The following is a 16,774-nucleotide window of genomic DNA, read 5'->3' as shown; positions in this document are numbered from 1 at the left end:
TCGGACCGGTGGGACCGGTGGGGGCGCGCACGGCCGGGGTGCCGGTGGGCCTACAGGCTGAGCGCGTCCTCCACGTTGTTCATCCACGGGGTCACGGAGTTGGTGTCGGGGGAGACGTACAGGCCCGGGGTCGAGGCGCTGAGGGGGGTCTGTTCGAGATCGGACTCGGTGTCCATGGTCATCGCGATCGAAGCGACCGTCCTGCCCCTGCCGTCGTCGGCGCCCCCCATGAGGCCGGCGTAGGCCGACTCACCCGGTGCGAGCCTGAGCGCGTCCTCGATGCCGGGGGCCGCGCCCCGCTCCGTGGCCTGACCGTCCAGCTCGCCGAAGGTCACGACCGGGTGGCCCAGCGCCCGGCAGGCCTTCTCGCCCTTGTTGGTGATCTTCAACAGGTAGCTGCCGGTGGTCGGTTCGGCGAGGCTCGCGGTGAACTTCACGTCGTACGTGCTGCACGGGAAGACGTCGTGGTCGGCGTCGGCCGAGGAGCCGCCGCCGGACGAGCCGCTCCCGGTGCCGGACGAGGGGCCGCCGCCGGACGAGCCGCTGCCGCCGCCGGCCGAGCCGGTGGCGGACGGACTGCCGGCGGGGGAAGCCGGCCCCGCCGGTCCTGCTGACGGCGCCTTCGACGGGGTCGCCGAGGGGGTCGTGGACGATGTCGTGCCGGTGTCGCCCGCCGCGTCGTCCTCGGCGGGACCGCAGGCGGTCAGTGCCAGTGCGCAAAGGGCGGTGAGGACGAAGGCGGTTCTGCGTGCGGTGCTCATGGCGTGGGTCCCCCGATGAGAAGCGTGGTGTTCCGGAGTGCTGCTCCAGCGTCCCGCGGGTTCTTCACGGCTTGGTGACAGGATTTCGCCGGATCCACCACCGTTCACGCCGCCGGGGTGGGCGGCCTCGTCCGCGGGCGGGCTCAGCGGACGTATTCGACGATCTGCATCATGCCCTCGTCCTCGTGCTGGAGATGGTGGCAGTGCAGCATCGAGCGGCCCTCGAAGTCCTCGGCGCGCAGCCGGAAGGTGATCGTGCTGCGGGGCGGGACGTCGACGGTGTCGTGCCAGACGGGGGTGGTCAGCGGGCGGCCGTCGACCGCCGTGAGCAGGAAGTGGTTGGTGTGCATGTGGAAGGGGTGGTGGGCATGGCTGTGCGAGTTGTTGGCGACGGTCCACTCCTCCACCTCGCCCAGCCGGACGCGGTGGTTGACGTGGTCGGGGGAGAAGCGGCCCCAGGCGAGGTCCCGTGAGCCAGCCGAGGGGTCGGCGTGCGGCGTCTCCCCGTCGCCCAGGATGCGGTAGGCGTTGGGGAAGGCGCCGGGGAAGACGTTGCTGTAGCTGCGGAAGGCCACGTGCCGGGTGCGGGTGGGGGCGGGCAGGCCGGTGGGCCGTCCGGGCAGGTCGGTCGGCAGCGACATCTCGCGCGGCCGGCCGGTGACGACCACCGTCATCAGGGGCCGGTCGACGCCGTCCGTGATCAGCTCGTACGTGCCGGGCTCACCGCCGCGGACCAGCACGTCGGCCCGGCCGCCCATGGGCAGGGCCACCCTGGAGGAGGCGACGGGGGTCATCAAGGTGATGCCGTCCCGGGCGATCTGGTGCATCGTGTGCCGGTCCAGCCGCAGGGAGAGCGGGGCGAGCGCCCCGGCGTGCACGATCCGCCACCGCTGCACCTCGCCGGGCGCGATGGTGAGGACGGGATTCCGCGCCCCGTTGACGAGGAAGGTGGGAGCGAGGCCCTCGAAGGCGCCCTCCGACGTCAGGTCCGGCACCCGCCCGCCGTTCAGGCGGAGTTCGTTGACGCAGACGACGACCTCACGGGCGGCGGCGATCTCGGGTACCCGGTCGACGTCGCCCTCCACGACGATGACGCCGGCCATGCCGTTGAGCACGTGGGTGGCCGTCGACCCGTGGTGGTGGGGGTGGTACCAGAAGGTGCCGGCGGGATGCCCGGCCGGGACCGTGATCCTGCTGCGGTGGATCGTGGCGCCGCCCGGCTCCGCGGCGGGTTCGAAGGTCCGGAACACGTTGTCCGCGTCGCCCGTCGGGTCCACGTGCATGCCGTGGGTGTGCAGGTTGAAGGTGTGGAAACCGTGGGGGACGTTGACGTCCTGGTGGTGGCCCGCGGGGTTCGGCGGCAGCGTGTTGACGTGCGTGATCCGAAGGGTGTCGCCGGGGCGCACCCGCAAGGTCGGCCCGGGGACCGCCCCTTCGTAGGTACGGGTGCGGACGGTGCCCACGCCGGGGATCACCGCTTCGGTGAATCCGACCGTGAGCCGTGTGGCCAGGGAATTGCCCCAGGGCGGGGTGCTGCGCGTCTCCGGCTGCGGAAAGCCGGGGTCGTCCTCGCGGCGCGGCACCGCGTGGGCGTGCGCCGACGGCATCGCGTGAGCGCTCGCCGACGATGCCGTCAGGACCGCACCGGCGGCGAGCGGCAGGCCTTTCAGTACGCCGCGTCGGGGCAGAGTGGTCACGGGGGTGCCTCCTCGGGCAGCAGACGGACGGTGGACGGCCGACATCCGCATCGACATCCACGGAGAAAGCGACAAATGGGTATTTTTGGCGCGAGAGTGATCGCAGTGTAGAGGTCACCCGACCGCGGTGACGGTGCAACACGGCGGGGGCGCACCCGCCGGCCCCCGCCGCGGAGTCCTGCGCGCCGCCGGCCCGGCCGCGGCGGCAACCGGCCGGAACGGCGGGGCCGGTGAGGCGGCTGAAACGACCGAGACGGCAGACGGCCGAGACGATCCGGACGGCCGAAGGCAGGGGCGACGGGGCGCGGGAGGAACCGGTCGCTCCCGCGCCCGCACCCCCCTAAGGTGTCCAAGTCGTAGGGGTGGAGGGGCGGTTCAGGACGTGAGACTCGGGGCGGCGGCGCGGGAGCGGCTGGCGGACGCGGCACGGACCGCGCTGGGCGGCGGGCGGCGACTGGAGGCGGTCGTCCGCGTCGCGGGCGGCAGCAGGAAGGGCGTGTACCGCCTGGTGGCGGACGACGGGACGACGGCGGTCGCGTACCTCTGGGACGCCGCCGAGAACTACTGGCCGGCGGCCCACGGCGACGACGACCTCACCGACCCCCTCTCGCCCGGCCTCGGACTCGACCTGTTCGAGGCCGCGCACGCGCGGCTGGACGCGCTCGGCGTCAAGGTCCCGGCGATCCGTTTCGTCGACCGCGACGACACCCGCTGCCCGGGCGGCCTCGCGATCGTCGAGGACCTCACGGGCGAGACCCTGGAGGAACTGCTCGCACGCGACCCGGGCGCGGCCGCCCCCGTCGTGGCCAGGCTCGGGGAGGCACTGGAGGCGATGCGACGCCATCGGGCGCCCGCCTACGGCAAGGTGGCCCTGGTCGACGGAGGCGGCACCGCACGGGGCTCGTCGTGCGAGGCGGTCGTCCTGGACCGCGCACTGCGTGACCTCACCGAGGCCGCGTCGCGCGATCCGCGGATCGCGCGAGCCCGCGACCGGCTGGCGGAGCGCCTGCTGGACCTGACGGCGGCGGTGCGGCCACGTGCCGAGTACGCCGTCGTGCACGGCGAACTGGGCCCGGACCACGTGCGCGTGGACGCGGACGGCGATCCCGTACTGATCGACATCGAGGACACGATGTACTTCGACGCCGAGTGGGAGCACGTCTTCCTGAGGATCCGCCTGCGCGAAACCCACCGCCCGCCGACGGCACCGGGCCTGGACGAGACCCGGCTCGCCCTCTACACGCTCGCCCGGCGTCTCTCGCTGACGGCGGGTCCGCTGCGCCTGCTCGACGGCGACTTCCCCGACCGTGCCGCCATGGCGTCCATAGCCGAGCACAACCTCGGCGAGGCGCTGGCACTGGTCCGCGACTGAAACCCCGGTACGGACACCGGCACACCGAACCGCCCGCCGCCCGACCGGTACGACGTGCCGGGCGTCCGCGCCCGCCACCGGGCCGGCGCCTACCCGCCGGGGCGCCCGCCGGGCGACCCCCGGCACCGCGTCGACCGGCCCGGCCGGTTCCGCGCCCCTGCCCGCCCACGCCGGACGGGCAGAGGTGCGGAACCGGTCAGCGGACGTGGGCGGCGATGGCGCGCGCGCACGCCAGGGACTCGGTGTGCGTGGTGTCGACCTCCAGGTCGTAGAGCACCCCCCGGTGGACCGCGTCCGCCTGCGAAGCGGCCATCCCCCGCACGCGGTCCCCCCGCGCGATCTCACGGCCCGCGGCGACCTCGCTCCCGCACCTGACGCCGACCCACAGCGCCGTCACGTCCCCCAGTGCCTTCTGCCACCGCTGCTGGGACGCGGCTCCGCCGAGGAAGACGTCGTCGACGACGATCCGGGCGCCGGCGCGGGCCATCGCCACGACGCCCTCGGTCCAGGCCTCCTCCAGGGCCCGGAACTCCGCTCCGACGCTCACCCGGCCGTCCGCCGCGATCTCGAGGCCCGCCCCGGAGGCCTGGAGCGCCGCGGGCAGCGCGTCGACGAACGAGTCGACCCCGAACGCGAGCCAGGGATCGGGCAGTACGGCTTGGAGGCACCGCACGATGCCGGACTTCCCCGAGCTGGAACCGCCGTTGAGAATGATCATCCGAGTCGTCGTCACCGCGTCACTCTAGGAGGCCGTTCTCCGCGCGTGAAACACATTTCGGGGCGGCCCCGCGGAACGGCGGACGGCCGTCACCGGGACGGCTCGGTCACGCCCCGGCCCGCGGGTCGCGGGCCCCCCTTCCGGCCCGTCGGAGCGGTCAGGGACAGGGCTCCCGGCCCGGAGAAGACCAGCAGCAGGAAGCCCCAGCAGAACAGGGCCGGGGAGAGCCCGCCGTTCTGCAACGGGAACAGGCCGTCCGGCTGGTGCTCGGTGAAGTAGGCGAACGCCATCACGCCCGAGCTGAGGAACGCCGCACCGCGGGTCACCGCCCCCAGGAGGACGAGTGCGCCACACGCCAGTTCGATCACTCCGGCGTACCAGAAGGGCCAGTCGCCCACCGGAGCGGCCTTGCGCCCCAGCACCCCGAAGACCGTGGCGGCGCCCTCACTGGCGAACAACAGGCCGAGCACCATGCGGAACAGGCCCAGGACGAGGGGCTGGTGCGTCGTCAGCCGGTCGCTGAGGCGCGAAGTGGTCATCGGTGCTCCTTGGGTGGCTGCGGTCCGGGTGCGGGGTGATGCCGTGTTCTGACGCGGCGGCGGGGCTCCCGGTTCTCCCTACGTGTGCACGGGGGGTCTCGTTCAAGCGGTGCGGTGCCGAATGACGGATTGACGGTCGCGCGACCTGGGCAGGGAGCCGGGCAGCACGTGACATGAGCACGCCCACCTTCCCCCACAGGAGGTCGATCATGCACTCACGCACCCGCGTCCCGGCACTGGCCGCCACCCTCGCGGCGGCCGCCACCCTCTTCGCAGGGCCGGCCTACGCGCAAGCCCCCGCCGACCAGCCCCTCGCGGCCCGGGTCGTCACCTACGACGCCGGCGCGTCCGCGGAGTTCCGGGCCGCCGTCGACCGCGGCGCGGCGATCTGGAACGAGAGCGTGGACAACGTCGAACTGCGCCCCGTCGCCTCCGGGCAGCGCGCCAACATCCGGGTCGTCGCCGACAACGGCTGGCCCCGCGCCCTGACCACCTCGCTCGGCAACGGCACCGTGTACATCGGACGGCAGGCCGTCGACCAGGGCTACGACACGGTCCGCATCTCGGCGCACGAACTCGGCCACATTCTCGGCCTGCCGGACCGCAAACCCGGCCCCTGCACCAGCCTGATGTCGGGTTCCAGCGCCGGCGTCGCGTGCACGAACCCCTACCCGAACGCGGCCGAGAAGGCGGAGGTCGAGCGCGACTTCGGCGCCGCTTCCACCCGCCCCGCCCACGCGCCGGCGACGGTGACGACCGTGGACTGAGCCGCCGCCGGCCCGGGTGGACGGCCGAAGCTCTGGAGTTCCTCAAGGCGCGCTCGACCCCTCCGTCCCGCCGGGCACGGCCCTGGTAGAAATGCGCATCGGACGACTACGGGGGTCGAGTGCAGTGGAATTCGTGGTGATCGCAGGGTTCGCGCTCCTCGTGATCCTGATCGCGGGAATACGCCAGGACCGGCGCCGCTCCAGGTCGCGGGGCCGCTCCTGGAGCGGGGACGGGGGTGGTGACGGCGGCGGTGACGGCTGGTCGTGCGGCGGCGGGTCGTCCTGCGGCGGCGGGTCGTCCTGCGGGGGCGGCGGCGGTGGCGACTGACCGCCACGGACGGTGACGCGGCGAGCGTGCGGCGTCACCGTCCGTCCATCGGCTGAGAACAGGTCACGATGGAGAAGTTTTTGAGCGCCAGGTGCGGATTGCGGGGCCCTTCGTGGGGTAGAACGGGTCTGGGACGCGATCCGTGATCATGGATGGCGCCCACACCCATTCCAGCCGGCGTCCGCCGGCGAGAACGAAGGACACAGCAGTATGGCCAGCGGCACCGTGAAGTGGTTCAACGCCGAAAAGGGCTTCGGATTCATCGCCCAGGACGGCGGCGGCCCGGATGTCTTCGCGCACTACTCCAACATCTCCGGCAACGGCTACCGTGAGCTGGTGGAGGGGGAGGCGGTCACCTTCGACGTGACCCAGGGACAGAAGGGCCCCCAGGCGGAGAACATCGTCCGCGGCTGACCCCCTGTACCCAGCCCGCCCGGATCGCCGTGTAGAGTGGCAGAACCGACGCGGGGTGGAGCAGCTCGGTAGCTCGCTGGGCTCATAACCCAGAGGTCGCAGGTTCAAATCCTGTCCCCGCTACCAAGGAGAGGGGCCCGGCATCAGCCGGGCCCCTCTCTCGTGCGTTCCTTCCGTGTCTCCTGTGTCTCCCGTGTTTTCTGATGTCTCCCCTGCGGGTGCGCGCAGCTGGGCCCCTGCCTCACAGGTGGGGTCGGAGTTCGAAGCGGGGCCCCAGGTCCGGGGTGTCCGATCCGGCCAGTTCGGTGGCGAGGCCGTGGACGGTCACCAGGTCGTGCAGCAGCCCGGAGGTCTCCTCCGGCGGCAGGCGCGAGGCGCTCGCCACCTCCTCCAGGTGGACGGCCTCGCCCCGGTGCTCCCGCTGCAGGCGCCTCAACGCCTGGAAGACCCGCTCGTGCTCCTCGGAGTACGGCCCGCGGCCCTCGAAGGACCGGCTCTGCGGGGCGCTCCGGCCTCCCCGCCGCGCGTCGTCGTCCCGTTTCCCGCGTTCCATGACCACGGCCTCCCTTCTCTCGGCCCCCTGCCCGCGCGACGCGCGGTGCGCGGTGCGGGCTCCTCGCCCTGTCGGTGGCGGCCGGTCCCCTGGTGGTCGGACGCCGGCTGCGGCGCGAGCGGGGCGCACGCCGGCGGCGCGACACGGGCCCACGGTACGGACGTCACCCCTGCCGTGAGCCCGGTCCGCGGTCAGCGCCGGTAGAGCGCCTCTAGGGTGCCGACGGCCAGTCGCCGGTCGTCGACGGCCCGGTGGACCTGGTCGGCGCTCGGCGACTCGGGAAGGACGCACGGCTCCCCGAGCGCGTACAGGCGGAAGCGGTACCGGTGCGCCTCGTCCCCCGGCGGCGGGTGCGGTCCGCCCCAGCCCCGTTCGTGGAAGCCGTTGACGAGTTCGGTGCCGCCGGGCGGGACCCTGCCCGCTTCCGTGCCGTCGCTGCGGGGGTCGATGCCGACCACCACCCAGTGCACGAACGTGCCCGACGGCGCGTCGGGGTCCTCGCACAACAGCACCAGTTCGGTCGCCCCGTCCGGGATGCCGCTCCACGCCAGCGGCGGGGACTCGTTCTCTCCTTCGTACGCGTACCTGCGCGCCAGAACGGCGTGGTCGTCGAACGCGCTGCTGATGAGTTCGATGCCGGCCATGGAACCCGGAGTACCCGCCTGGGGCCGCGCGTACCGGCGGGCGGAGCGGCGCGCTGCCACCGGGCGCGCCGGACCGTGCAACGGTGTTGCAACGTGCGGTCCGGCAGGGTGGTCGGCGGCCGGGCGGCGGCCTCGCCCGCGCCGGAGCGGTCGGCCCCGTACTGACGGCGGTACGGGGCCGGCCACAGGTCGCACGCGCGCCCCGTCCTACAGCCCCGCCACCTTCGCGCTCGCCGACACCTCGTAGACCAGGGTGATCGTGCGGCGGCCGCCGGGAGGCAGGACGACGTCCCAGCGGGCGATGCCCTCCGCGTCGACCGTGTCGGGCACGGGGGAGCAGGCCTCCTCGCGCAGGCGCACCTCCACGGCCGAGACCTCGGAGACGGGGACGCGCTCGCGCACGGCGACGGTCCGCCCGGCCCGTTCGGCGGGGGCGGAGAACCGGGAGAGGTGCAGCCGGACGGTGTGGGTGGTCACGGTCCGCTGGGTCAGACCCGGGGAGGCGTGGGACTCCTCGGCGTGCCGGACCACGCGGTGGTCGTCGCAGCTCCCGAAGGCCAGCTCGACGGGGGCGCCCGGGGCCGTGAAGTCCAGGGTGCCGCGGCCGGTGAACCCGCTGTCGCGGACCAGGTCCACGGGCCCGGCGAGCAGGGCGTGGCCGGAGCGGTTGTCGAACCGCGCGACCCGGGTGACCAGGGGCGACAGCTCGGGCGCGCAGGCGTACTCGCTGCGCGCCGTCGTGGTGAAGGCGGACACGGGCACGCGGTGGGCGCGGCCGTCCGCGGGCACCGAGACCGGCGCGGAGGCGTCGAGCACGCGTGTCTCGCCGCCGTCGGCGACCCCCGGCAGGCCGAGCACGGGGGCCGGGCCGAGGTCGTCGATCTCCTGTTCGCGCAGCTCGACGTCGACCGTGCGGCGTTCCGCCGCGGTGCGGTCCGTGAGCGTCAGCCGGTCCTCCCGCAGGCGCGGCGGTTCGGCGGCCGACGCGGACCGGGCCGTCGACAACGTCAGCCGTACGTCCGACCAGTCCTCGCCGGTGCGCTGCCAGACCATCGCGTCGGTCTCCAGCGTGAGGGAGTCACCGTCGAGCACGGCCCGGTAGGCGGGCCGCCACAGCGCGCACGGGGTGAGGTGGGTCAGGCGCAGCCCCACCGGGCCGGCGGCAGCGGCCTCCACGGTCAGCTCGACGTGCCCGACCAGCTCGGCGGGTTCCGTCTCCGCGAGGTCCAGGGCCCGCTGCGCCTCCCCGGTTTCGGCGGCCAGGGCGGTCAGCCGGGCCTCCGCGGCCCGCAGGTGCTCACCGCACGCGTCGCGCTCGGCGTCCACCCGGTCCAGTTCGCGGGTCCAGCGCGGCCCCTCGGTCTCCCCGTGGCCGGCGCCCTCGCCGATCTCCCGCAACAGGTCGGCGGCGAGGCGGCCGAGCAGGTCGAGACGTGACCGCAGCCGGTCGCGACGCCGCTCGACGGCGAGCCGCTCCTCCTCGAGGGCGTGCACGTGCCGGCGCAGGGCGGAGTCGTCGGCGGACGGCAGCGGCCCGCGCGGCGTCCACGCGCGGACGATCCGCACGTCGAGCACGCTCGCGCCGTGCCCGGCGGTCAGCTCGGCGTGCAGGGTGCGGTCGACGGCCAGCGCGCTGACCGGTCCGAGCCGCAGCCGCTGGACACCGGCCCGCAGGTCGAGCACGGCGGTTCGTTCGACGTGGGCGCGGTCCTCCAGGCAGGTGACGGCGGTGACGGGGAGGGCGATCGGCTTCGGGACCGTGGACATGGGTGGGTCAGCTCCTGCGGTTGCCGCCGACGAGGGTCTTGCCGGCCGGGATGCGGATCTCGTAACCGCCGTCGAGAGCGGTGGTGCCGCCGGCGGGCAGCGTCACCCGCCAGACGCGGGTGCCCGGCGCGTGCCGGTCGGACCCGGCGCCGTCCTCGGGCGCCGTCCAGTCCGCCCGCTCCTCGATCCGGACATCCGGGTCGGAGGTCACCGGCACCGGTTCGCGGACCTCGACGGTCACGGGCCCGGCGAGCCGGTTGGCCAGTTCCACGTGCACGCGGTGGTCGAGCACGGTGATGTTGTTGCGCAGGCCCGCCGTCGACTCGTACAGGTTCGTGCGGCGGGTGACCCGGACGCCCTCGGCCGGCCCGAGCCCCACCCGGCGCACGCCGCCGGGCGCGAGGGTGGGCAGTGCGGCGGTCAGCAGGAAGTCGTCGTCGACGGTGACCTCCACCGGACCGGCCAGCAGGGCCTGGTCGGTGGCGTTGGAGAGCACGAGGGTGGCGTAGACGGTCGGCTCCACCGACGGCACGCACAGGTACTCGGTGCGCAGGCCGACCGGGATCTCGCCGACGGTGACGGTGTGCCAGGTGCCGTCCGAGGGGATGTCGGCGCGGGCGACGGCATCGAAGCGGTGGTCGAACGAGCCCGCCGACTCGCGGGGCCGCACGGCCTGCCCGGGCAGCGGCAGCGCGGCCACCGACTCGGCGCGGCGGCGGTGCTCGGCCGCCACCGGATCGAAGGGGGAGTCGGGGAACAGCCGGCCCCGTCGCTCGCCCTGCTCGTCGGGGCCGCACAACACCAGTGCCGCGTAGTCGAGTTCGGCACCGCTCGGCTGCGGCGGACCGACCGCCGGGGCGGACGGAGGGACGGGCGGCGACGGGGGCGGGGGCGCGGCCCGGCCCGGAGCCGGGGGCGCCTTGGCCGCGGGAGCCGCGAAGGCCCGGCCGGCGGTACGCGGCGCACCTCCCGGACGCGACCTGGCCCGCTCCGCGAGGCCCGGCACCGGGCCGCCGAAGGGCGCCGCGGCGGCGCCGGGTGCGCCGCCGGGCGCCGCGGGCAGGGGCGGGGGCCCGCCGTAGGACGCTGGGGGCGACGGCGGGGCCGGGGGAGCGAAGTCGGCCGCGACGGCCGGCGGCACCGCCCCGGAACCCCGGGGGACGGCGACCGCGGCGGGACGCGGGCCCGGGGCGTCGTATCCGGTGAACAGGTCGGCGAGCCCGGCCGGGGGCTCGCGCCAGCCGGACGGGGCGGGGGTGGGCTGGCGGCGCCCGATCCGGACCGAGCGGAGCCTCGGCAGACCGGTGCGGCGCCGCAGGTCGGCGGTGGACAGGGCGACCCGTACGCCCGTCCAGTCCTCACCGGTGCGCTGGGCGACCGAGGCGCGCAGCACCAGACGGCCGCTGTCGTCGCCCCGGCGGTGGCCGAGGCGGTAGGCCGGCACCCAGACGGCGCCCGGCACCCCGTACTCCAGCTCCAGTTCCGTTTCCGCGTCACCGGTGGCGCCGACGAGGGTGAGGACCGCGGAGACCGTGGTCCCGACGTGCGCGGACGGTACGTCGGTGGAGGCGCGGGCGAGCCGGTCCGTGGCGACGGCGAGGTCGTGCCCGACGAGGCGCAGTGCCTCGTCGAGTTCGGCGAGGCGGGCGTGCAGGTCCGTCAGCCGTCGTTCGACGAAGTCGGCGAGTTCCAGCCACGCGTCGACCGGGGTGCGGCGGTGCGGGTCGTCGCGCCTGCGGGGCGGCGGGACCGGGTGCAGGGCCGCGACTTCCCGGATCAGGTCCAGCTGCCGGTCCCGACGCCCCTGCGCCGCCGCGTACGCGTCGCTCAGCCGCTCCACCTCGCGCCGCAACGCGTCGGGGGCGCCGGCGTCGCGGGGCTCGGCCCCGACCTCCACCCTGGCCTCGACGACCCGCACGCCGGGGGCGCCGAGGACGCGCGCCCGCAGCGAGCCGGGGTCCAGCGAGCGGGGCAGCCCCGTCACCCGTACCCGCCCGTCCGGCGGCACGCTGCCGCGGGCGAGCCGGCGGCAGAGCGCGCCCTGCGCGTACACCACGACCGAATCGAGGGCCGACCCCCAACTCCCTGCTTCTTCCACCCGCATGTGCGCCCCCACCGTGTCCGTGCCGAGCACAGCCTACGTCCCGTGCGCGTCCCGCCGCGATGACCGGATACGACTCGGTGACGGGTCTACGGGCCGACGGGTCTACGGGCCGACGGGTCTACGGGCCGACGGGTCTACGGGTGATCAGAGGGAGGGCGTGGGCCTGCTGCCGGCGTCGGCGGACACGGCGAGCCGCAGCCTGTCCTCGTCCGTGCTGCCGGGCGACGCGGTCAGGATCACGACCTTGAGTTCGGAGTCGCCGTCGGTCAGGACGTCGCAGTCCACTCGCACGCGTCCGACCGTGGGATGCTCGACCGTCTTGCGGTCCTCGCGGTGCGCACCGACGCGATCGTCCGGCTGGCGGCCGAGGGGCCCGGCGCCGGTTCGGGACGCCTCGTCGACCGCGCCGGTCCGATCGACCTGTTCTGAGGTCCCGGTTCGACGCACCGGCGGCAGCCGCGGGCGGGCCGCCCCGGGCGCGGCCGGTCGGGCGGCCGCCCAGGGAGGTGGGGTGCTCCGTGTGAACGAACGTCGGCCGGCACTCCCCGCGGCGCGGCGGGAACCGGTCTCCCGCGTGTCCCCGCGTGTCCCCGCGTGCTCCTGCGTGCCCCCGCGTGACGCCCGGGCGCGGATGGTCCCGGTCGCCGCGCGGTGACCGCGGCGACCTCGTGGACCAGGCGGGTGCGGGAGCCGTCGGCCCCGCCTTACGCGGACCGCTCCTCTCGCGGCGCATCCTCCGCGTTCGCGGCCGGGGCGGCGGGCTCTTCCGGGGAGGTGTAGAAGACGGACGAGCCCTGCTTGGTGCGCTGGGCGTGGTTCTTGGCCACGAGCCCTTCGAGGGTGGAGCGTACGACGGTGGTCTTGATGCCCCGCCCGGGGTACCGCTCGCCCAACGACTGGGCGACCTCGGCCGCGGAGCGCGGCTCGCTCAGGCCGGCGAGGTGCGCGCGGACGAGGGAGACGAGCGAGGGCTGGTCCGCCTTCGGGGCCGCCTTCGGAGCCGCTTTCGGGGCCGGCTTGCGGGGCGCCGCCTTCTTGACGGCCGGCTTCGAGGCCGCCGCCGCGGGCTTGGCGGCCTTCGACCGGCGGGAGGCTCCGGCCGAGGCCTTCTTCCGGGGAGCGGGGACCGCCGCGGCCTTCTCGCCGGAGGCCTTCTCGTCCGAGGCATCCTCGGCCGCGGGTGCGGCGACCGAGGTCTCCTCGACCGCGGGTGCGGGTGTGGCGGGTGTGGCGGATGCGGGTGCGGCGGGCGCGGACTCCACACCGAGGGCCTGCCGCACGTTCAGCAGTACCGTGCGGTCCTTCTCCAGGGAGGCCAACTGCTCCTGGAGCGCGGCGATCTCGCCGGCGACGCGCTCCTGCTCCTTGAGGTTGCGCTCCAGGTCGCCGGTGACCTGCGCCACATACTGGCTGGTCACCCCGTTTGTCTGGGTGGTGGTCTCGGACATGACGCTCACGCTCCTTGATAGGACCCGGCAGGTCACGGGCCACCGACTCGCGGCCCGTGCGGCGTTGTGTCGAAGTGATACTACGGAGCGAGGCCTTCCCGCGGTCAGCCCCCGGTCGCAGCGCGTTGCCGCCGCTCGCACGGCGCGACCGGCGCGACGTAAGGATTCCGTCATCGGTCACGGGGTGCGCGACGGCCGTCCGCGCCCGTTGAATGGGCGGACGACGAAGTGAACTCCTCAGGATCGGGGCGGAGATGGGGCGTGTGCGCAGGGTGCTGACCGGGCCGCTGGTCATCGCGGTGCTGGTGGTGGCGGTGACGGGCGCCGGATTCGGCCTCTACTGGTTCCAGCCGTGGAAGCTGTGGCAGGACGAGACCGTCCAGGAGGCCCTCCCCGGAGCCGTGAGCACCTCGGCCCCTCCGGCGTCGGCTCCCGCGGCGGCCCCCTCGGACGAGCCCTCCGGGCAGTCCGTCCCGGCCACCGGTCCGCACACAGTGGCGAGTGGTGAGTTGATCAGCCACGAGCACGCGACCTCGGGCACGGTGAAGCTCGTACGGCTGGCCGACGGCTCCCACGTCGTCCGGCTGGAGAACCTGGAGACCAGCAACGGGCCGGACCTGCGCGTCTGGCTGACCGACGCGCCGGTGCGGCGGGGGAGCGCCGGATGGCACGTCTTCGACGACGGAGAGCACGTCAGCCTCGGCCGGCTCAAGGGCAACAAGGGAAGCCAGAACTACGTCCTTCCCGCCGACGTGGACCCGTCGGACTACCGCAGCGTCAGCATCTGGTGCGACCGCTTCGACGTGTCCTTCGGCGCGGCCGAACTCGCCCGCACCTGAGGGCCGTTCGTCCTCGCGGGGATGTGCGGTGGCCGCGCGACCGCCGTGCGACGGTCGCGCGGCGGGCGGGACGCCGCGCGACCTCGGCTTCCGGTCAGCCGTTGCCCGCGAGTTCGCCGCTGAGCGTCCCGTGGATGCGGGCGCTGGGCTCGTTGAGGCCGGTGATCTCGACGGTCTTGCCGCGCTGGGCGTACTTGTGCTCGACGGCGTCCAGCGCGGCGACCGAGGAGGCGTCCCAGATGTGGGCGGCGGACAGGTCGACGACGACCTTCTCCGGGTCGCCCGCGTAGTCGAACCGGCCGACGAGGTCGTCGGAGGAGGCGAAGAACAGCTCGCCGGTGACCCGGTGGACGACCGTGCCGCCGTCGGGGCCGGTGACGGCGGTGACGTCGGCGAGGTGGGCGAGGTGGGCGACGCGCTTGGCGAACCCGAACCGTGACGCCCGGCCCACGACGCTCTGGCCGTGCCCCTCCGAGCGGCCGGCCGGCGGAGGGGCACGTCGGTCCGGTGGCGGAAAGAGGGGTCGCTCCGCAGCGCGTCGAGACCCTCGCGGTGGCCCCGCTCGGACCCTCGTGCGAATCACGTACATCACCCGTGTTCACGTACGGGAACGAAAGTGGGCTCCGGGTGTCACGCCGCCTGGGGAGCCCGGTTGTGGCGGGAGCGGCTCGGTGGATGGGGGAATCGGTTCACGGGAGCAACGCCACCACTCGGGTGCGAGTGCCGTACGCCGTGAAGCGGGTCGGCGCCGCGGATGGCTCCGCTCTCCGCGTCGACCCTTCCCGGACCCTTGTCATGCCGTCGCGGGACCCCTATCGTCACCGCACGGAAAGCGCTTTCTCGGGGCCGGATTCGCGCCGGGGGAGCCGACCGTCGCGGTGGGCGCCGCGACTTGTGCACGAGCCGCCAGTGATCCGGTGCGGGTGTCCCGCGACGCCGACGTGCCGTCGAACGAAGGGTGCGCGTCATGACGAGCCGGCATGCGACCGTCCCCCGTGTCCTCACTGTCGGCCCGAATTGACCGTACGCGGACAAATTTTCGCCGTGTGCGACAGCAATGCGAGGCCAGGCAGAACGAAGAATCAGGAGACATCCATGCAAAGAAAAGCCGCCCTGCGACTCTCCGCCGCATCGGCCGCGATGGCCCTCGCGGCCGCGGCCGGTGTCGTGCTGTCGATGCCGGAGGCCTCCGCGGCGACCGGTGCCGCGACCGGTTACGCGACCCAGAACGGCGGTACCACCGGCGGAGCCGGCGGTCGCACCGTGCGGGCCACCACCGGGACCGCCATCCACGCGGCCCTGTGCGGCAGGGCCAGCAGCAGCACCCCGATCACCATCGAGGTCGAGGGCACCATCAACCACGGCAACACGGCCAAGGTGTCGGGCAGCAGCTGCAACACGGCCGCCGGGGTGATCGAGCTGAAGCAGATCAGCAACGTCACGATCGTCGGGGTCGGCGGCGGAGCCGTCTTCGACCAGCTGGGCATCCACATCCGTGAATCCAGCAACATCATCATCCAGAACGTGACGATCAAGAACGTGAAGAAGTCGGGCTCGCCCACGTCCAACGGCGGTGACGCCATCGGCATGGAGAGCGGCGTCCGCAACGTGTGGGTCGACCACGCGAACCTGGAGGCGTCGGGCGGGGAGTCGGAAGGCTACGACGGCCTCTTCGACATGAAGGACGACACCAAGTACGTGACGCTGTCGTACAGCGTCCTGCGCAACTCCGGGCGCGGCGGCCTGATCGGCTCCAGCGAGAGCGACGTGTCGAACGGGTTCGTCACCTTCCACCACAACCTCTACCAGAACATCGACTCGCGCACGCCCCTGCTGCGCGGCGGCACGGCCCACATCTACAACAACCACTACGTCAGCCTGAACGAGTCCGGCATCAACTCCCGCGCCGGAGCCCGCGCCAAGGTCGACAACAACTACTTCGAGGACTCCAAGGACGTCCTGGGCACCTTCTACACGGACGCGGCCGGCTACTGGCAGGTCAGCGGCAACGTCTTCGACAACGTGACCTGGTCCAGCCCCGGCACCGACAACAACCCCGCCGGGCCGAACCCGCAGTCCAACACCACGGTCGGCATCCCCTACGCCTACACGCTCGACGCCGCCGCGTGCGTGCCGGACGTCGTGAGCCGCACCGCCGGGGCCGACAAGGGTCTCCAGGTGTCGAACGGCAGCTGCTCCGTGCAGTCGCCCACGTCGAGCCCGACCGCCCCGCCCACGTCCGCCACGCCGACCCCGTCCCCCAGCCCCACCTCGGGACCGAGTCAGCCCAGCGGTACCAACCTGAGCATCGGCGCCGGATCGGACGGCTCCAGCAAGGCCACCGGCACCAGCTACGGCAACGTGCGGGACGGCGACATGAGCACGTACTGGTCGCCCGCCGCCTCGACCGGCGCCATCTCGGTCAAGTGGGGCTCCGCCACGTCCGTCTCCAGGATCAACATCCGGGAAGCGGCGGGGGCGACGGGCGCCATCGGGGCCTGGAGGGTGGTCAACGGTGACACCGGCGCCGTACTGACCTCGGGCAGCGGCGCGGGCGCCATCAGTTTCCCGCGGACCTCGCTGAGCAAGGTCACCTTCGAGATCACCGGTTCGACGGGCACACCGAAGGTCGCCGAGTTCGAGACCTACGCCCAGTAGGCGGGCGTCCGGCCCGTCCCACCGGGACGGGCCGGACCGGTCCCCCCGGCGACGCGGGCCTGCCAGGCTTCCGGGACGGCCCCGACCTCGCTCCCGGACCCGGAAGGCGCGCCGCCGTCCACGGCCGTCGGCCGTGCGAGGCGGGGTCCCGCCGGCCACGGCGGA

Annotated in this window: 16 protein-coding genes, 1 tRNA gene and 2 pseudogenes; 8 read left to right on the top strand and 11 right to left on the bottom strand. The window is 74.0% G+C overall.

Going from position 1 to position 16,774, the window contains the following annotated elements; translation table 11 throughout:
- Positions 1-50 precede the first annotated feature (50 nt).
- On the bottom strand, positions 51-761 hold the full coding sequence (locus ACF09K_RS17345; RefSeq protein ID WP_392244391.1) for a DUF4232 domain-containing protein: 711 nt from the start codon (positions 759-761) through the stop codon (positions 51-53).
- Positions 762-904: 143 nt separating this feature from the next.
- Entirely contained in the window at positions 905-2,458 is a 1,554-nt protein-coding gene (locus ACF09K_RS17340) for a multicopper oxidase family protein (RefSeq protein ID WP_392244389.1), read from the bottom strand.
- Between the two features lie 382 nt (positions 2,459-2,840).
- Here ACF09K_RS17340 and ACF09K_RS17335 point away from each other — a divergent pair, with 382 nt between their 5' ends.
- Entirely contained in the window at positions 2,841-3,830 is a 990-nt protein-coding gene (locus ACF09K_RS17335) for a phosphotransferase family protein (protein ID WP_392244387.1), read from the top strand.
- Positions 3,831-4,026: 196 nt separating this feature from the next.
- Here ACF09K_RS17335 and cpt read toward each other — a convergent pair whose 3' ends face one another.
- Positions 4,027-4,548, bottom strand: a complete 522-nt coding sequence (gene cpt / locus ACF09K_RS17330; protein ID WP_392244547.1) for a chloramphenicol phosphotransferase CPT — start codon at positions 4,546-4,548, stop codon at positions 4,027-4,029.
- Between the two features lie 89 nt (positions 4,549-4,637).
- Complete coding sequence (locus tag ACF09K_RS17325) at positions 4,638-5,087, bottom strand: DoxX family protein (protein WP_392244385.1); 450 nt, start codon at positions 5,085-5,087, stop codon at positions 4,638-4,640.
- Positions 5,088-5,296: 209 nt separating this feature from the next.
- Between ACF09K_RS17325 and ACF09K_RS17320 the strand changes: the two genes are divergently transcribed.
- From ACF09K_RS17320 to ACF09K_RS17305, 4 genes are all read left to right on the top strand, one after another.
- On the top strand, positions 5,297-5,854 hold the full coding sequence (locus ACF09K_RS17320; protein WP_392244383.1) for a snapalysin family zinc-dependent metalloprotease: 558 nt from the start codon (positions 5,297-5,299) through the stop codon (positions 5,852-5,854).
- Positions 5,855-5,987: 133 nt separating this feature from the next.
- On the top strand, positions 5,988-6,182 hold the full coding sequence (locus ACF09K_RS17315) for a hypothetical protein (RefSeq protein WP_392244381.1): 195 nt from the start codon (positions 5,988-5,990) through the stop codon (positions 6,180-6,182).
- 210 nt (positions 6,183-6,392) lie between these two features.
- Entirely contained in the window at positions 6,393-6,596 is a 204-nt protein-coding gene (locus tag ACF09K_RS17310; protein ID WP_073499692.1) for a cold-shock protein, read from the top strand.
- A 49-nt stretch (positions 6,597-6,645) separates the two neighbouring features.
- A tRNA-Met gene (locus tag ACF09K_RS17305) sits at positions 6,646-6,722 on the top strand.
- A gap of 115 nt (positions 6,723-6,837) precedes the next feature.
- Here ACF09K_RS17305 and ACF09K_RS17300 read toward each other — a convergent pair.
- The 5 genes and pseudogenes from ACF09K_RS17300 to ACF09K_RS17280 form a co-directional block, all read right to left on the bottom strand.
- A complete protein-coding gene (locus ACF09K_RS17300; protein ID WP_392244379.1) occupies positions 6,838-7,149 on the bottom strand; it encodes a hypothetical protein in 312 nt (103 codons plus the stop codon).
- Positions 7,150-7,340: 191 nt separating this feature from the next.
- Positions 7,341-7,793: a YbhB/YbcL family Raf kinase inhibitor-like protein gene (locus ACF09K_RS17295; protein WP_392244377.1), complete on the bottom strand. Its 453-nt coding sequence runs from the start codon at positions 7,791-7,793 to the stop codon at positions 7,341-7,343.
- Positions 7,794-8,000: 207 nt separating this feature from the next.
- On the bottom strand, positions 8,001-9,560 hold the full coding sequence (locus ACF09K_RS17290) for a DUF4139 domain-containing protein (RefSeq protein ID WP_392244375.1): 1,560 nt from the start codon (positions 9,558-9,560) through the stop codon (positions 8,001-8,003).
- 7 nt (positions 9,561-9,567) lie between these two features.
- The gene (locus ACF09K_RS17285) at positions 9,568-11,664 is read right to left on the bottom strand and encodes a DUF4139 domain-containing protein (protein ID WP_392244545.1); all 2,097 of its coding nucleotides are present in this window, start codon (positions 11,662-11,664) and stop codon (positions 9,568-9,570) included.
- A 144-nt stretch (positions 11,665-11,808) separates the two neighbouring features.
- Positions 11,809-11,964, bottom strand: a pseudogene (locus ACF09K_RS17280) (transcriptional regulator); the annotation flags it as partial.
- Between the two features lie 6 nt (positions 11,965-11,970).
- Between ACF09K_RS17280 and ACF09K_RS17275 the strand changes: the two are divergent.
- Positions 11,971-12,093 carry a hypothetical protein gene (locus ACF09K_RS17275; protein ID WP_392244557.1) on the top strand — a complete coding sequence of 41 codons (123 nt, stop codon included), beginning with the start codon at positions 11,971-11,973 and terminating at the stop codon, positions 12,091-12,093.
- Between the two features lie 275 nt (positions 12,094-12,368).
- Here the strand turns inward: ACF09K_RS17275 and ACF09K_RS17270 are convergent, their stop codons facing one another.
- Positions 12,369-13,112 (bottom strand): hypothetical protein, encoded by a 744-nt coding sequence (locus ACF09K_RS17270; protein WP_392244373.1) that lies wholly within the window; start codon positions 13,110-13,112, stop codon positions 12,369-12,371.
- Positions 13,113-13,366: 254 nt separating this feature from the next.
- On the opposite strand from ACF09K_RS17270, the gene ACF09K_RS17265 reads away from it, so the two are divergent.
- Complete coding sequence (locus ACF09K_RS17265; protein ID WP_392244371.1) at positions 13,367-13,951, top strand: DM13 domain-containing protein; 585 nt, start codon at positions 13,367-13,369, stop codon at positions 13,949-13,951.
- Between the two features lie 94 nt (positions 13,952-14,045).
- Here the strand turns inward: ACF09K_RS17265 and ACF09K_RS17260 are convergent.
- Positions 14,046-14,378 (bottom strand): annotated as a pseudogene (locus ACF09K_RS17260) (STAS domain-containing protein); the annotation flags it as partial.
- A 668-nt stretch (positions 14,379-15,046) separates the two neighbouring features.
- Here ACF09K_RS17260 and ACF09K_RS17255 point away from each other — a divergent pair.
- Positions 15,047-16,609: a polysaccharide lyase family 1 protein gene (locus ACF09K_RS17255; protein WP_392244369.1), complete on the top strand. Its 1,563-nt coding sequence runs from the start codon at positions 15,047-15,049 to the stop codon at positions 16,607-16,609.
- The last annotated feature ends 165 nt before the right edge of the window (positions 16,610-16,774 follow it).

The organism is Streptomyces sp. NPDC014882 (genome assembly GCF_043081325.1).
Taxonomy (GTDB): domain Bacteria; phylum Actinomycetota; class Actinomycetes; order Streptomycetales; family Streptomycetaceae; genus Streptomyces.
Note: the sequence above shows the minus strand (reverse complement) of the source record. Positions and strands in the feature narration are given on the sequence as shown.

Excerpts from the sequence above, each read along its gene's own strand:
- ACF09K_RS17345 (WP_392244391.1), bottom strand. The coding sequence starts at position 761 with ATGAGCACCGCACGCAGAACCGCCTTCGTCCTCACCGCCCTTTGCGCA.
- cpt (WP_392244547.1), bottom strand. The coding sequence starts at position 4,548 with ATGATCATTCTCAACGGCGGTTCCAGCTCGGGGAAGTCCGGCATCGTG.
- ACF09K_RS17325 (WP_392244385.1), bottom strand. The coding sequence starts at position 5,087 with ATGACCACTTCGCGCCTCAGCGACCGGCTGACGACGCACCAGCCCCTC.
- ACF09K_RS17320 (WP_392244383.1), top strand. The coding sequence starts at position 5,297 with ATGCACTCACGCACCCGCGTCCCGGCACTGGCCGCCACCCTCGCGGCG.
- ACF09K_RS17310 (WP_073499692.1), top strand. The coding sequence starts at position 6,393 with ATGGCCAGCGGCACCGTGAAGTGGTTCAACGCCGAAAAGGGCTTCGGA.
- ACF09K_RS17300 (WP_392244379.1), bottom strand. The coding sequence starts at position 7,149 with ATGGAACGCGGGAAACGGGACGACGACGCGCGGCGGGGAGGCCGGAGC.
- ACF09K_RS17295 (WP_392244377.1), bottom strand. The coding sequence starts at position 7,793 with ATGGCCGGCATCGAACTCATCAGCAGCGCGTTCGACGACCACGCCGTT.
- ACF09K_RS17290 (WP_392244375.1), bottom strand. The coding sequence starts at position 9,560 with ATGTCCACGGTCCCGAAGCCGATCGCCCTCCCCGTCACCGCCGTCACC.
- ACF09K_RS17285 (WP_392244545.1), bottom strand. The coding sequence starts at position 11,664 with ATGCGGGTGGAAGAAGCAGGGAGTTGGGGGTCGGCCCTCGATTCGGTC.
- ACF09K_RS17275 (WP_392244557.1), top strand. The coding sequence starts at position 11,971 with ATGCTCGACCGTCTTGCGGTCCTCGCGGTGCGCACCGACGCGATCGTC.
- ACF09K_RS17270 (WP_392244373.1), bottom strand. The coding sequence starts at position 13,112 with ATGTCCGAGACCACCACCCAGACAAACGGGGTGACCAGCCAGTATGTG.
- ACF09K_RS17265 (WP_392244371.1), top strand. The coding sequence starts at position 13,367 with ATGGGGCGTGTGCGCAGGGTGCTGACCGGGCCGCTGGTCATCGCGGTG.
- ACF09K_RS17255 (WP_392244369.1), top strand. The coding sequence starts at position 15,047 with ATGCAAAGAAAAGCCGCCCTGCGACTCTCCGCCGCATCGGCCGCGATG.